The sequence below is a fragment of the Streptomyces sp. RLA123 genome (assembly GCF_056270165.1).
The window spans coordinates 5649568-5663967 of the sequence record NZ_JBWDOR010000003.1 but is presented as its reverse complement, the minus strand read 5'-3'; the positions used below and the strand labels follow the sequence as shown (position 1 = coordinate 5663967).

At 70.8% G+C, this 14400-nt stretch carries 12 protein-coding genes; 7 read left to right on the top strand and 5 right to left on the bottom strand.

What is annotated here, in order from left to right; translation table 11 throughout:
* Positions 1–224: 224 nt before the first annotated feature.
* On the bottom strand, positions 225–1586 hold the full coding sequence (locus tag RV983_RS25845) for a glutamine synthetase family protein (protein ID WP_475988110.1): 1362 nt from the start codon (positions 1584–1586) through the stop codon (positions 225–227).
* Positions 1587–1784: 198 nt separating this feature from the next.
* Between RV983_RS25845 and RV983_RS25840 the strand changes: the two genes are divergently transcribed.
* Positions 1785–3542 carry an NAD+ synthase gene (locus tag RV983_RS25840; protein WP_475988109.1) on the top strand — a complete coding sequence of 586 codons (1758 nt, stop codon included), beginning with the start codon at positions 1785–1787 and terminating at the stop codon, positions 3540–3542.
* An 873-nt stretch (positions 3543–4415) separates the two neighbouring features.
* On the opposite strand, the gene RV983_RS25835 is transcribed toward RV983_RS25840, so the two are convergent.
* The 4 genes from RV983_RS25835 to RV983_RS25820 all read right to left on the bottom strand — a co-directional run bounded on the left by RV983_RS25835 (position 4416) and on the right by RV983_RS25820 (position 9175).
* Complete coding sequence (locus tag RV983_RS25835; protein ID WP_475988108.1) at positions 4416–5624, bottom strand: MFS transporter; 1209 nt, start codon at positions 5622–5624, stop codon at positions 4416–4418.
* Between the two features lie 119 nt (positions 5625–5743).
* On the bottom strand, positions 5744–6667 hold the full coding sequence (locus RV983_RS25830; protein WP_475990458.1) for an endonuclease/exonuclease/phosphatase family protein: 924 nt from the start codon (positions 6665–6667) through the stop codon (positions 5744–5746).
* Between the two features lie 265 nt (positions 6668–6932).
* A complete protein-coding gene (locus tag RV983_RS25825) occupies positions 6933–7574 on the bottom strand; it encodes a TetR/AcrR family transcriptional regulator (RefSeq protein WP_475988107.1) in 642 nt (213 codons plus the stop codon).
* Positions 7571–9175 (bottom strand): MFS transporter, encoded by a 1605-nt coding sequence (locus RV983_RS25820; RefSeq protein ID WP_475988106.1) that lies wholly within the window; start codon positions 9173–9175, stop codon positions 7571–7573. Before RV983_RS25820 ends, RV983_RS25825 begins: the two co-directional genes overlap by 4 nt.
* 168 nt (positions 9176–9343) lie before the next feature.
* On the opposite strand from RV983_RS25820, the gene panB reads away from it, so the two are divergent.
* The 6 genes from panB (at position 9344) to RV983_RS25790 (ending at position 14390) form a co-directional block, all read left to right on the top strand.
* A complete protein-coding gene (gene panB / locus RV983_RS25815) occupies positions 9344–10225 on the top strand; it encodes a 3-methyl-2-oxobutanoate hydroxymethyltransferase (RefSeq protein ID WP_475988105.1) in 882 nt (293 codons plus the stop codon).
* 214 nt (positions 10226–10439) lie between these two features.
* Positions 10440–10988, top strand: coding sequence for a hypothetical protein (locus RV983_RS25810; protein WP_475988104.1), 549 nt, complete (start codon positions 10440–10442; stop codon positions 10986–10988).
* A complete protein-coding gene (locus RV983_RS25805) occupies positions 10988–11581 on the top strand; it encodes a sigma-70 family RNA polymerase sigma factor (protein ID WP_475988103.1) in 594 nt (197 codons plus the stop codon). Before RV983_RS25810 ends, RV983_RS25805 begins: the two co-directional genes overlap by 1 nt.
* A complete protein-coding gene (locus RV983_RS25800; RefSeq protein WP_475988102.1) occupies positions 11578–12288 on the top strand; it encodes an anti-sigma factor family protein in 711 nt (236 codons plus the stop codon). Before RV983_RS25805 ends, RV983_RS25800 begins: the two co-directional genes overlap by 4 nt.
* 297 nt (positions 12289–12585) lie before the next feature.
* Positions 12586–13569 carry an ATP-binding cassette domain-containing protein gene (locus RV983_RS25795; RefSeq protein WP_475988101.1) on the top strand — a complete coding sequence of 328 codons (984 nt, stop codon included), beginning with the start codon at positions 12586–12588 and terminating at the stop codon, positions 13567–13569.
* Positions 13566–14390 (top strand): ABC transporter permease, encoded by an 825-nt coding sequence (locus RV983_RS25790; protein ID WP_475988100.1) that lies wholly within the window; start codon positions 13566–13568, stop codon positions 14388–14390. Before RV983_RS25795 ends, RV983_RS25790 begins: the two co-directional genes overlap by 4 nt.
* Positions 14391–14400: the final 10 nt, after the last annotated feature.

Sequence of the window (14400 nt, the reverse complement as noted above, 5' to 3'; positions counted from 1 at the left end):
CGCGCGGTGTCGAGCATCTCGGTTAGCGCGTGCGGTCTTCCATTGCCGATCCCTTCGGAGCAGAGATCCACAGGGTATCGATGAGGTCGGCGGAGCGGCTTTTGGGCGGGAGCTGCTTTGGCGCGAGTGATCATGGCCCCGTAAGCTTCCGGCGCGTCGGGCAGTCTGTGGATCTGCTGCCGGCCCGGATCGCGCCATTCGCGGGAAACCCCGCGGACCTGCGACTACAGGTTCGGGAGGTTCTTGCGGAGCTCGAAGGCCGTGACCTCGGAGCGGTACTCCTCCCACTCCTGCTTCTTGTTGCGGAGGAAGAAGTCGAAGACGTGCTCGCCGAGCGTCTCGGCGACCAGTTCGCTGCGCTCCATGAGGTGGATGGCCTCGCCGAGGTTCTGCGGCAGGGGCTCGATCCCGAGGGCGCGGCGCTCGGCGTCGGACAGGGCCCAGACGTCGTCGTCGGCGCCCGGGGGGAGTTCGATGCCCTGCTCGATGCCCTTGAGGCCGGCCGCGAGGAGCACGGCGTAGGCCAGGTAGGGGTTGGCGCCGGAGTCGAGGGAGCGGACCTCGACGCGCGTGGAGCCGGTCTTGCCGGGCTTGTACATGGGGACGCGGATCAGCGCGGAGCGGTTGTTGTGGCCCCAGCAGATGTACGAGGGGGCCTCGCCGCCGGCGCCGGCGGGGCGGTTGGCGCCGCCCCAGATGCGCTTGTAGGAGTTCACCCACTGGTTGGTGACCGCGGAGATCTCGCCGGCGTACTTCAGCAGGCCCGCGATGAAGGAGCGGCCGACCTTGGAGAGCTGGTACTCGGCACCGGACTCGTGGAAGGCGTTGCGGTCGCCCTCGAAGAGGGACAGGTGGGTGTGCATGCCTGAGCCCGGGTGCTCACTGAAGGGCTTGGGCATGAAGGTGGCGTTCACGCCCTGCTCCAGTGCGACCTGCTTCATGACCAGCCGGAAGGTCATGATGTTGTCGGCGGTGGACAGCGCGTCCGCGTAGCGCAGGTCGATCTCCTGCTGGCCGGGGGCGCCCTCGTGATGGGAGAACTCCACCGAGATGCCCATCGACTCCAGCATCGTGATCGCCTGGCGGCGGAAGTCCTGGCCCACGTTCTGCGGCGTGTGATCGAAGTAGCCGGAGTTGTCCGCCGGGACCGGCACGGTGCCGTCCAGCGGCAGGTTCTTCAGCAGGAAGAACTCGATCTCGGGGTGCGTGTAGAAGGTGAACCCCAGGTCGGAGGCCTTGGCCAGGGACCGCTTGAGAACGAAGCGCGGGTCCGCGTACGACGGGGAGCCGTCGGGCATGAGGATGTCGCAGAACATCCGGGCGGTGCCGGGCGCCTCGGCGCGCCAGGGCAGGATCTGGAAGCTGCCGGGGTCCGGCTTGGCGATCATGTCGGACTCGTAGACCCGGGCGAAGCCCTCGATCGCGGAGCCGTCGAAGCCGATGCCCTCGTCGAAGGCCTGCTCCAGCTCGGCAGGCGCGACGGCCACGGACTTCAGATAACCCAGCACGTCCGTGAACCAAAGCCGCACAAAGCGGATGTCCCGCTCCTCAAGGGTGCGGAGAACGAACTCCTGCTGCTTGTCCATAGCTACATCCTTGCAGGTCATAAGGCCTGTACACCACAGCCGAGGGCATGGCGGGGGCACGCCAGTATCACCCGCCGCGGTTTCGACAAGATTACGCATCCGTCGCACCACTCCGACAGTCAGGACGGCCAGGACGTGGTCCCCGCCACACAGCGCGCACTCCTACATCGCGTCGATTTGACGATTACACTGGGCGCCGTGCCTCAACTACGCCTCGCTCTGAATCAGATCGACTCCACCGTGGGCGACCTCGCCGGCAACGCGGAGTCGGTGGTGCGCTGGACCCGGCACGCGGCCGAGCAGGGAGCCCACCTCGTGGCGTTCCCCGAGATGGCGCTGACCGGGTACCCCGTCGAGGATCTCGTGCTGCGCTCCTCCTTCGTCGAAGCCAGCCGGACCGCCCTGGAGCAGCTCGCGGCCCGGCTGGCCGCGGAGGGCTTCGGGGACCTGCCGGTGATCGTCGGCTACCTCGACCGCAGTGAGAAGGCCCAGCCGCGTTACGGCCAGCCGGCCGGCTCGCCACGCAACGCCGGCGCCGTGCTGCACGGCGGCAAGGTCGTGCTGAAGTTCGCCAAGCACCACCTCCCCAACTACGGCGTCTTCGACGAGTTCCGCTACTTCGTGCCCGGCGACACCCTGCCGGTCATCCGGGTGCACGGGGTCGACGTCGCCCTCGCCATCTGCGAGGACCTCTGGCAGGACGGCGGCCGCGTGCCCGCCGCCCGCACCGCCGGGGCCGGGCTGCTGGTCGCGATCAACGCCTCCCCGTACGAGGTCGCCAAGGACGACACCCGGCTGGAGCTGGTGCGCAAGCGGGCCCAGGAGGCCGGCTGCACCCTCGCCTACGGCGCGATGATCGGCGGCCAGGACGAGCTGGTCTTCGACGGCGACTCGATCGTCGTCTCCGCCTCGGGTGACGTGATCGGGCGCGCCCCGCAGTTCGAGGAGGGGTGCGTCCTGCTCGACCTCGACCTGCCGGCCGCAGACCCCGCCAAGGTGCCCAGCGGTGTCGTGGACGACGGCCTGGAGATCGAGCACGTCACGCTCTCCGCCGCACCGCTCCCGGCGTACGAGCCGGAGGTCCGCGGCGAAGAGGCGGCCCGGCTCGGCGACGACGAGGAGATCTACACCGCGCTCGTGGTCGGCCTGCGCGCCTACGTCGCCAAGAACGGCTTCCGTTCGGTGCTCATCGGGCTCTCCGGCGGCATCGACTCGGCCCTCGTCGCGGCCATCGCGTGCGACGCGGTCGGGGCGGCCAACGTCTACGGCGTCTCCATGCCGTCCCGGTACTCCTCGGACCACTCCAAGGACGACGCCGCCGAGCTCGCCCGGCGCACCGGGCTCAACTTCCGCACCGTCCCCATCGCCCCGATGTTCGACGCCTACATGGGCGCCCTCGGGCTCACCGGCCTCGCCGAGGAGAACCTCCAGTCCCGGCTGCGCGGCACGATGCTCATGGCCATCTCCAACCAGGAGGGGCACATCGTCCTCGCCCCGGGCAACAAGAGCGAGCTCGCGGTCGGCTACTCCACCCTGTACGGCGACTCCGTCGGCGCGTACGGGCCCATCAAGGACGTCTACAAGACCACCGTCTTCCGCCTCGCGCACTGGCGGAACCGCGCCGCGGCCGAGCGCGGCCAGACCTCGCCCATCCCCGAGAACTCCATCGTCAAGCCCCCCAGTGCGGAGCTGCGGCCGGGGCAGGTGGACACGGACTCCCTCCCGGACTACGACGTCCTCGACCGGATGCTGGCGATGTACGTCGACCAGGACCAGGGGCGCGACGCGATCGTCGCCGCGGGGTTCGACGCGGAGCTCGTCTCGAAGGTGCTGCGGATGGTGGACACGGCGGAGTACAAGCGGCGGCAGTATCCGCCGGGTACGAAGATCTCGGCGAAGGGGTTCGGCAAGGACCGGCGGCTTCCGATCACGAACCGCTGGCGCGAACACGCCTGACGCTTCGCGTCCGGGCCGGGGTTTCTCCCCGCCCGCCGCCCGCCCCCCCCGCCTCCGGCCGGGGGTGCCCCACCACCCCCGCCCTCCCCGGTGGGGGGGTGTGGAGCCGGTCCTGGGTGGTCGCGGTTGCCTGCACGCGGCCCCACGGTGGCGGTCAGGGCGTGCAGCCGGCTGTGAGCCCATGGGGTTGCCTGGCGTTCCCTCCCGCTGTGTGCGCGACGCCGGACGCCCGGTGAGGCGTGGCGGGCGGCGGTGGCTCGCGCCGTCGTCGGCGCGGCGCAGTCGGGTTACGGGAATGATCACCCCGCGGCAAAGGGGGTGTTGACCGCCGCGTGCGATGTGGCGGCGGTGGTGGTTCGACGTCACCGTTGGTCTGCGGACGGTGGGCGCAAGTGAGGTTGCCGACCGCACCGGGATCGGCAGGCGCGCCTGCGACCAGGCGAAGCTCTTGCGGTGACGCCGTGCGTTGTCGGTCAGGACTCGCTCGCCGGCGCAAGTGGCGGCCCATGCGCTGTGGTTGTCGACCGAGGAGTGGGCGCCGTCCGATCTCAACAGTCCCGGCGCGTTCTGATGAGGCCCGGCCGCGCTGCGCCGACGGTGGCGCGAGCCGCGGCCGCCTCCACACCACCCACCGGGGATCAGGCGCGAACACAACGGAGGAGGCGGGGGTGTTGGGGGCGCCCCCGGCCGGAGGCTGGGGGGAGGGTGGGTGTTCGGGTGCACAACCCGGGGTGATCAACGGAGAACGCCCGAGGCACCTGAATGTGCTGCCGGGAATGTCCGGCCCCGGAGGCCCGCCCACACACGCGCGTCGGGGCGCGTGACTGCGCCGGGCACACGGGCGGGCGGGGGAAAAACCCAGGCAGCCAGGCGCTAGCCGACCCGCTCGGGCGACCCCCGCAGCGCCCCAGCCGCCACGACCCGCGACGCCGCGGCGCCTGAACGGCGCTCCAGCAGTCCCGCCGCCACCGCTATCGCGACGCCGCTCACCGCGAGCCCCGCGCCCGCGACCGCGGGCGCGACGTAGCCGAAGCCACCGGCGATGACGAAGCCGCCGAGCCACGCGCCGCCCGCGTTGGCGAGGTTGAATGCCGCCTGGTTGGCGGCGGAGGCCAGGCCGGGGGCGTGCCGGGCCTTGTCCATGACGAGCATCATCAGGGGCGAACCCGCGGCGAACGCGGCGATCCCGAGGAGGACGACGGTGAGCGCCGCGCTCCATCGCGCGTGCGCGGTCACCGTGAACAGGAGCAGGACCACCGCGAGTGCGCCGAGGCTGCCGAGCAGGGCGGGCCGCATGGCCCGGTCGGCGAGGCGGCCGCCGAGCAGGTTGCCTATGGTGGCGCCGACCCCGAAGAGCGCCAGCACGATCGTGACGCTGCCTTCGTCGAATCCGGCGACCTCGGTGAGCAGCGGCGTGACGTAGCTGTAGACCGTGAAGACCGCGGCGAAGCCGAAGATCGTGGTGGCCAGCGCCAGCCAGACCTGTCCGCTGCGGAAGGCCGAGAGTTCGTGCCGCAGTCCGCCGCCCGGCGTCACGGGCAGGCGCGGGACGAGGAGCGCGATGCTGGCCATGGCGACGAGACCGATCACGCCGACGGTGAGGAAGGTGGCCCGCCATCCCAGGTGCTGGCCCATGAGCGTGGCCGCGGGGACACCCACGACGTTGGCGACGGTGAGTCCGGCGATCATGAGGGAGACCGCGCGGGCCCTGCGGGCCGGGTCGACCATCCCGGCCGCCACGACCGCGCCCGCGCCGAAGAAGGCGCCGTGCGGGAGTCCGGCCACGATGCGTCCGGCCAGCAGCCAGCCGAAGCTGGGGGCGAGCGCGGAGAGGGTGTTACCGACCGTGAACAGGCCCATGAGCATGATGAGCAGGGCCTTGCGCGGCATACGCGTGGTGAGGGCGGCCAGCAGGGGCGCGCCGATGACGACACCGAGGGCGTAGCCGGAGATGAGGTAGCCGGCGGTCGGGATGGAGGTGTGCAGGTCGTCCGCGACGTTGGGCAGCAGGCCCATCATCACGAACTCCGTCGTACCGATGCCGAATGCGCTGATCGCCAGTGCGAGCAGGGCGAGAGGCATGAGTGACCCTTCCGGGGTGGTGGGAGGCGGGGAGTACCATTAGTTTATCTTCGGAACAAACTCTCCCCGACCATTCTTCCCGTGGTGTCACCCACAGACGAACGGCACGTTAAACCCGCTCACTGCGAAAGTGCCACTTTCGCGGCCACCGGCCGGTGGTCGCTGTCGGTCGGCGGCAGCACCCAGGAGTCGGTGGGCTCCGCGCCCCTCACGAGGATCTGGTCGATCCGCGCCATCGGGAAGTCGGCGGGCCAGCTGAAGCCGAACCCGTGGCCGGCCGCGCCCTGCGTGGAGCGCATCTGCGAGGTGATGTTGGCGAGCGAGCGGTCGTTCATGGTCCCGTTGAGGTCGCCCATGAGGATCACGTCGGGCGTCTTCTCCCCGGCGATGGCCTCGCCGAGGTCGTCGGCGCTGTGGTCCCGCTCCCCCGCCGTGAAGCCCGCGTTGAACTTGACGCGTACCGAGGGCAGGTGGGCGACGTAGACTGCGGCCTTCCCGTCCGGCGTGGCGATCGCGGCGCGCATGGCGCGGACCCAGCCGAGCCCGATGTCGACCGGGTGCACGCCGGTGAGCGGGTACTTGCTCCACAGCCCGACCGTGCCCTGCACCGAGTGATACGGGTACGCGGTACCGAGGCCCTTCTCGTACGAGGGCGCCTGACCGGCGGCGATCTCCTCCAGGGCGATCACGTCGGCGCCGGAGGCGATGAGGTCGTGAGCGGTGCCGGTCGGGTCGGGGTTGTCGGCGTTGACGTTGTGCGTGAGCACGGTCAGATCGCCGCCGCCGGTGTGCTTGTCGGACAGCAGGCCGCCGAAGAAGTTGACCCAGACCAGCAACGGCAGCAGGAGCGCGATCAGCGCGGTCGCCGAGCGCCGCAGCACGGCCACCACCAGCAGGACCGGGATCGCCAGCCCCACCCACGGCAGGAAGGTCTCCAGCAGGCTGCCCACATTGCCGATCCGGTTGGGCAGGGTCCCGTGAAAGCCCATCAACAGGGCCGTGAGGACGGCCAGTACGGCGGTGATGATGCCGCGCCGCCACATGCCGTCCCTGAACTTCCCGACATAACGCCTGAATCGTCCCGCCGCGCCGGACCCGCGTCGCGGCTTTCCGCCGCCTTCGGTGGTCACGTTCGCGTCGTACGCCTGCGCCATGGGGGAAGTCCTCACTGTCTTGCGAAGTGCTCAGTCGACCATAGGGGATCGACGCAAGGAGGACGGGGCGCGCCGGACGGCGGGTTCCCGCGAGGGGTGGCGGGTGGCCGCCTGTGACACAACGGGCACATTCCGCCCGCTGCTCCCCGCTCACTCACGGCGCGGTACGCACACCACGCAGCACCGAGTCCACGATCTGCTCGGACAGCCCGTCCGGAAGAGAGGCCTCGGGCCGCAGCATCACACGGGAGAGCATCGGGCCGACGAAGAGGTCGCTGAGGAGTTCCGGGTCCACGTCGTCGCGCAGTTCGCCCTCGCGGACGCCGCGCGCCAGCACCTCGGCGACCTGCCGGCGGCGGGTGACGATGACCGTGTCGTGGTACGCGGCCCACAGCTCGGGCACGTTCTGGAACTGGGCGAGGACGTTGCGCATGAGCGCGGACGACCGCTTCACCAGGGCGCGGCGCCGTATGAACTCCACGCAGGTCACCAGGTCGTCCCGGACCGAGACGCCCGCGAGCTCGGGCGCCTCCTCGTCGACGGACCGCAGGACGTCGAGCATGAGGGCGTCCTTGCCGGGCCAGCGCCGGTAGACGGTGGCCTTGCCGACGCCCGCGGCGCGCGCGATGCCCTCCATGGACAGCCCGCCGATGGTGGCGCCCTCCTCGATGAGCCGCAGGACGGCCTCGACGATCGCCGAGTCGGCCTTCGCGCTGCGCGGACGCCCGCGCGGGCACCGGGGCCGTCCGGCCTCGGAGTGCTCCCGCGCGGGCGTCGCCGGTACCGGCACCGTCATCGGCTCACCTCGACCGGACGGGCCTCACGCTCCTCGCCGCCCGCGGGCCGCGACTCGGCGCCCTTGCGCGGCAGGAAGATCAGCACGACGAGCATCCCGAGCAGTGCGACGGCGGTCGAGGCCCAGGCGGTGACGTGGATGGCGTGGATGAACGCGTCGGTGGCGGGGGCGATCAGCGCCTTGCCCGCGGGCCCCATGTGCTCGGCGATGGCCCGGGTGGCCTCGATGGACTCGCCGGCCTGGTGCTGTACGCCGGGGGGGAGGCCGGTCAGATGGTCCTTGATGCCGTCACGGTAGACCGTGGACATCACCGAGCCGAGGACTGCCACGCCGAGGGCGCCGCCGACCTGCCGGAAGGTGTTGTTGACGGCGGAGCCCGAGCCGGCCTTCTCACGCGGCAGCGAGGACATGATCGCGACGGTCGCCGGCGGCATCACGTGCGCCATGGCCGTGCCCATGAGGAAGAACAGCAGCTCCAGGATCCAGATCGGGCTGTCGGAGTCCAGCAGCTGGAAGCCGAGGAAGGACAGCGCGATCAGCCCGAGGCCGGCGCCGCAGGTCGCCCGGGCGCCGATGCGGTCGACGACGAGCCGGGCCCGCGGCGCGAAGATCAGCTGCGCGACGGCCAGCGGGAGCAGCAGCAGACCGGACTCCAGGGCGCTGTAGCCGCGCACGCTCTGCATGTAGAAGACCATGAAGAACGTCACGCCCATGAGCGCGAAGAAGACCAGGCCGATCGCGGAGACCGAGGCCGAGAAGGTCGGGTTGCGGAAGTACGCCACGTCGAAGGCGGGGTGTGTGCTGCGCGCCTCGAACCAGACGAACGCGCCCAGGATCACCAGGCCGCCGACGATGGTCGTCCAGGCCTCCGGGGCCCCGAAGTCGGCCAGCTGGCCGCCCTTGATGATGCCGTACACCAGCAGCACGAGGCCGACGATGGACAGCAGCACACCGATCGGGTCGAGCCGGCCCGGCCGCGGGTCCCGGGAGTCGGGGACGAGCAGCACCATCGCCACCAGCGCGACCAGGATGATCGGCACGTTCACCAGGAAGACCGAGCCCCACCAGAAGTGCTGGAGCAGCAGGCCGCCGGTGACCGGGCCGATGGCGATGGCCAGGCCCACGGCGCCGGTCCATATGCCGATCGCCTTGGGCTGCTCCTCGCGCTCGAAGACATTGATGATGATGGCGAGGGTGGCGGGCATGACGAACGCGCCGCCGAATCCCATGACGGCGCGGAAGCCGATCAGCTCCCCGGAGGAGCCGGCGAAGGCCGACAGCACCGATCCGATGCCGAAGACGACCATGCCGAAGAGCAGCACCTTCTTGCGGCCGATCCGGTCGCCGAGCAGGCCGGCGGTGAAGAGCAGACCCGCGAAGACCAGCGTGTAGGAGTTGATCGCCCATTCCAGCTGGCTCTGGGTGGCACCCAGGCCGGTGGGGGCGGGCTCGGCGATGGTCTTCATCGCCACGTTGAGGATCGAGTTGTCCAGCACCACCACGAGGAGGCTGAGCAACAGGACGCTGAGAATCGCCCAGCGGCGGCGGTGGACCGCCTCCGGGACGCTGAGGGGCCGGCTCTGCGGCACGTCGGCGGACATGATTCCACGCTAGACCCGCATTTCGATACGAGACCGTCTCGTATTGTAAAGCCTCGGCAAAACGAAGTGACCGGAGTCCCCCTTTGCGCGGACGACAGGTCGTGTCAGCATGGAAACGGTCCGGGGACGCCGTCAGGGCGCCTCGAGATGAACACAAGGAGCGTTGCGATGACGCACGCCGTTTCCGCTGCCCAGCCGCCTGCCCCGTCCGCATCCGACAGCAGCAAGGCGCTGTACGGGGGCAAGGGCACCCGGCGCATCACGGTCCGGGACATCGCCGCCGCCAAGGAGCGCGGCGAGAAGTGGCCCATGCTCACCGCCTACGACGCGATGACCGCGTCCGTCTTCGACGAGGCCGGGATCCCCGTCCTGCTGGTCGGCGACTCGATGGGCAACTGCCACCTCGGCTACGACAGCACCGTCCCGGTCACGCTGGACGAGATGACGATGCTCGCCGCCGCCGTCGTGCGCGGCACCAAGCGCGCGATGGTGATCGGCGACCTGCCCTTCGGCTCGTACCAGGAGGGCCCGACGCAGGCGCTGCGCAGCGCCACCCGCCTGCTGAAGGAGGCCGGGGTCGGCGCGGTGAAGCTGGAGGGCGGCGAGCGTTCCGCCCACCAGATCGAGCTGCTGGTCCAGGCCGGCATCCCCGTGATGGCCCACATCGGCCTCACTCCGCAGTCGGTCAACGCCTTCGGCGGCTACACCGTGCAGGGCCGCGGCGAGGAGGCGGCGCAGCAGCTGCTGCGCGACGCCAAGGCCGTGCAGGACGCCGGTGCCTTCGCCGTCGTCCTGGAGCTGGTCCCGGCGGAGCTGGCCGCGGAGGTCACCCGCAGTCTGCACATCCCGACGGTCGGCATCGGCGCGGGCGCGGAGTGCGACGCCCAGGTGCTGGTGTGGACCGACATGGCGGGGATGACCGGCGGCCGCGTGCCGCGCTTCGTCAAGCAGTACGCCGCCCTGCGCGAGACGCTCGGCGGCGCCGCGAAGGCCTTCGCGGAGGACGTGACCGGCGGGGCCTATCCCGCCGCGGAGCACAGCTTCCACTGAGGTCGTCCGCCGGTCGCCCCCGCCGGGGTCCGGCCCTTTGAAGACCCTCCTGAGCGGCGGTGCGCCCTGCCGCCTGCTTCCGCCCCGGGAATCCCCCTCCCCGGGGCGGAAGTTTTTTCCGGGACGGTTGAGTACACCCGGCCCCCCGCCCGTATGAGTGGGCAGCCGCCCACCAGGGGGCGGAGCACGGAACAGGAATGCCGGGGGCCTTGGCGTGAGCCTTACCAAGCTGCACCGATCAGTGATCGCGGGGGTTTTCGCCGCCACGATGCTGATCGCTGCCACCGCCTGCAACGCGAGCGGCGGCAGCGGTCCCCCGGTGGACGCGGTCCTTCCCCAGCCCTCCGCCCCACAGCCGGCGGCGGGACTGCGGACCGTGGACAACGCCCAGCTGGGCACCCTCGTCACCGACAACCAGGGTTGGGTCCTCTACCGCTTCGACCAGGACAAGAACGTCCCGCCGACCTCGACCTGCGCCGGCCCGTGCGCGACCCGGTGGCAGCCGGCCGCCGCGGTCTCCGACACCCAGGTGCAGGGCGTGGACCAGAACCTGGTCGGCAGCGTCAAGCGTCCTGACGGTTCCCTCCAGCTCACGCTCAACGGCTGGCCGCTCTACCGCTTCATGGGCGACAAGAACCCGGGCGACACCAAGGGCCAGGGCGTGGACACGGTCTGGTTCGCGGCCGACACCCAAGGCGAGAAGGCCGGGCCCGGTACACGGGCGAAGAGCGCCACCACCCAGAACGGGTCAGACGGATACTGATGGGACAGCAGGCATTGCGAGGACTCGACCCGCAGCGATCAGTAGGGCAGGATGCGCTCGTGGCCGACCATCGCTCAGGTGGGGTCCCCGAAGAGGACCTCATGCGGGCGCTCTACCGCGAACACGCGGGCGCGCTCTTCGCATATGTCCTTCGGCTGGTCGGCGGTGACCGCTACCTCGCCGAGGACGTCGTGCAGGAAACCCTCCTGCGCGCATGGAAGAGCGCCTCGCGGCTCGACCCGGGCGCCCGGTCATTGCGGCCCTGGCTGGTGACGGTCGCCCGACGGATCGTGATAGACGGCCACCGCAGCCGTCAGGCACGGCCCCCGGAGGCCTCCCCGGCCGCCCTCGACCAGCTCCCGGCCGAGGACGAACTCGAACGCTCCCTGAGGCTGATGACGATCTCCGACGCACTGGAAGATCTCACCGAGGCCCACCGCCAGGTGTTGATCGAAACGTACTTCAAGGGCCGGACGGTCAACGAGGCCGCGGCGACGCTGGGGGTACCGCCCGGCACCGTGCGCTCGCGGGTCTTCTATGCCCTCCGCTCACTGAAAATCGCTCTTGAGGAAAGGGGTGTGACCACCTCGTGACGGTCTACGGTTACGGTTCCGGGGCAGGTGCGCCTCACGATCCGCATGTCGACGTCGGGGCCTACGTGCTCGGCGTGCTCGACGACGCCGACATGGCGCGCTTCGAGGAGCACCTCGCCATCTGCCACCAGTGCGGCCAGCAGCTCGACGAGCTGAGCGGGCTCGTGCCCGTGCTCGCCGAACTCGCCCCCGCCGGCGCCGGCGCGCCGCAGCCGCCCAGCGGCGACGCGGTCCTCGGCAAGCTCCTCGGCAAGGTCTCCGACGAGCGCAAGACCCGCGCCCGGCGCCGGATGTTCGCGCTCGCGGCCTCCGTCGCCCTGATCATCGGCGGCCCGACGGTCGCGGTGGTGGCCTCCGGCGGCTCGGACTCCCCGGCGACGCAGGCCTACGCCCAGGAGTTCAAGAGCTCCGACAGCTCCACGGGCGTCAAGGCCACGGTGGGCGTCAACGAGAAGAAGTGGGGCAGCGAGATCGGCCTCAACCTCGCCGGCGTCCAGGGCCCGCTCACCTGCCGGCTCGTCGCCATCGGCAAGGACGGCTCCCAGCAGACCGTCTCCACCTGGAGCGTCCCCACGGCGGGCTACGGCACCTCCGCCCAGCCGCAGCCGCTGACGCTCGACGGGTCCGCGGGGATGCAGCCGGACGACATCGCGCGCTTTGACGTCATCACGGCGCAGGGACAGCGGCTGGTGTCGGTGAACGTCTGAGCCCCGCGGGGCGAACGGCCGGAGGGGGACGCGCACAGCGCGTCCCCCTCCGGCCGTTCGCGCTGCTCAGGCGCCTGCGACGATGCTCGGTCCCGGGGCGCATCGCCGCTCCGGCCGGCCCGGGAGCGGGCCCCTGACCTCCCGGGCGACTCGGTCCCGCAGGATCAGGACGTCCGCGGCGGCGGAACACCGGCGGTGCCGCCGTCGGCGGCCCGTCGGCGCCGTGTCGGCACCGTATCGGTGGCTCTGTCAGCGATATGTCGGCGCCGTGTCGGTGGGTGGGGCGAGAGTACGGGCATGACACAGCGAGACGTGAAGAGCGCGGAGGCCGCCGTGAGGGTACGGGGGCTCGTGAAGCGCTACGGGGAGACGAAAGCCCTCGACGGAGTGGACCTGGACGTGCGGCAGGGGACCGTGCTCGGGGTACTGGGACCGAACGGGGCCGGGAAGACGACGCTGGTGCGCATCCTGTCCACGCTGGTCCGGCCCGACGCCGGTACGGCGATGGTGGCGGGCTACGACGTGATGGCGCAGCCGCGGCAGCTGCGCCGGGTGATCGGGCTGACCGGGCAGTACGCCTCGGTGGACGAGTCGCTGTCGGGCCGCGAGAACCTGTACATGATCGGCCGGCTGCTCGACCTGCCGCGCCGAGAGGCCCGGCTGCGGGCGGACGAGCTGCTGGAGCGGTTCTCGCTCACCGAGGCGGCCCGCAAGCCGGCCAAGGAGTACTCCGGCGGCATGCGCCGCCGCCTGGACCTGGCGGCGTCGATGATCGGCCGCCCGGCCGTGCTCTACCTGGACGAGCCGACGACCGGCCTGGACCCCCGCACCCGCAACGAGGTGTGGGACGAGGTGCAGAACATGGTCGCGGAGGGCTCGACCGTGCTGCTGACCACGCAGTACATGGAGGAGGCCGAGAAGCTCGCCCACGAGCTGACGGTCATCGACCGCGGCCGGGTCATCGCCGGCGGCCGGGTCGAGGAGCTCAAGGCCAAGGTCGGCGGCCGCACCCTGCAGGTGCGCCCGGTCGACCCGGGCACGCTGAACGCCATGGCGGCGGCCCTCGGCACGGGGGCGCAGGCCGTCCCGGACCACGCGCGCGGCGTGCTCAACGTACCGATCATCAGCGACGAGCAGCTGACGCAGGTCGTGGCCGCACTCGGCGAGCACGGCTTCGCGATCGCCGGCATCGACACCCATCTGCCCAGCCTGGACGAGGTGTTCCTGGCCGTCACGCACGGCAGCGGCACCCCCAAGGACCGAGAGGAACTCGCCGCATGACCGCCATCACCGCCCCCGCCGCGCCCACCGCCGCGGCCGTGGACACCGATCCGCGGATCGGACTGCGGGCCAACCTCCGGCACATCGGTGCCCTGGTGCGCCGCAACGTCCTGCAGATCCGGCAGGACCCGGAGTCGATGTTCGACGCCCTGCTGATGCCGATCGTCTTCACCCTGCTGTTCGTGTACGTCTTCGGCGGCGCGCTGGAGGGCAGCCAGGAGAAGTACGTCAACTACATGGTGCCCGGCCTGATGGCCATGATGGGCATGAACATCGCGATGGCCGTCGGCACCGGAGTCAACTCGGACTTCAAGACCGGGGTCATGGACCGCTTCCGGACCATGCCGATCGCCCGCTCCTCCGTGCTGCTGGCGAAGATCGTCGTCGAGATCGGCCGGGCGCTGGTCGCCACGGTCATCCTGCTCGCGATGGGCTTCATCCTGGGCCTGCACGTGGACAACGGCGTCTTCGGCCTGGTGTGCGCGGTGGTGCTCTCCCTGGCCTTCGGCGCCTCGCTGATGTGGGTCTTCATCCTTCTGGGTCTGGTCGCCCGGACCCCCCAGTCCGTCCAGGGGCTGTCCATGATCGTCGTCCTGCCGCTGCAGTTCGGAAGCTCGATCTTCGCCAAGCCCACCACCATGCCGGGCTGGCTGGAGGCCTTCACCCGGTACAACCCGCTGTCCAACCTCGCGGACGCCTCCCGCAACCTCATCAACGGGGGCGCGGTGGCGCACTCGGTCATGATGACGCTCATGTGGGCCGTCGGCATCACGGTGATCAGCGCGCCGCTGGCGGTGGCGAGGTTCCGCAACAAGACCTGATCCTGGAGGC

What these genes read in the sequence shown, in the direction of transcription:
- RV983_RS25845 (WP_475988110.1), bottom strand. Translation starts at nt 1,586, where the DNA reads ATGGACAAGCAGCAGGAGTTCGTTCTCCGCACCCTTGAGGAGCGGGAC.
- RV983_RS25835 (WP_475988108.1), bottom strand. Translation starts at nt 5,624, where the DNA reads ATGCCTCTCGCCCTGCTCGCACTGGCGATCAGCGCATTCGGCATCGGT.
- RV983_RS25830 (WP_475990458.1), bottom strand. Translation starts at nt 6,667, where the DNA reads ATGTGGCGGCGCGGCATCATCACCGCCGTACTGGCCGTCCTCACGGCC.
- RV983_RS25825 (WP_475988107.1), bottom strand. Translation starts at nt 7,574, where the DNA reads ATGACGGTGCCGGTACCGGCGACGCCCGCGCGGGAGCACTCCGAGGCC.
- RV983_RS25820 (WP_475988106.1), bottom strand. Translation starts at nt 9,175, where the DNA reads ATGTCCGCCGACGTGCCGCAGAGCCGGCCCCTCAGCGTCCCGGAGGCG.
- panB (WP_475988105.1), top strand. Translation starts at nt 9,344, where the DNA reads ATGACGCACGCCGTTTCCGCTGCCCAGCCGCCTGCCCCGTCCGCATCC.
- RV983_RS25805 (WP_475988103.1), top strand. Translation starts at nt 10,988, where the DNA reads ATGGGACAGCAGGCATTGCGAGGACTCGACCCGCAGCGATCAGTAGGG.
- RV983_RS25795 (WP_475988101.1), top strand. Translation starts at nt 12,586, where the DNA reads ATGACACAGCGAGACGTGAAGAGCGCGGAGGCCGCCGTGAGGGTACGG.
- RV983_RS25790 (WP_475988100.1), top strand. Translation starts at nt 13,566, where the DNA reads ATGACCGCCATCACCGCCCCCGCCGCGCCCACCGCCGCGGCCGTGGAC.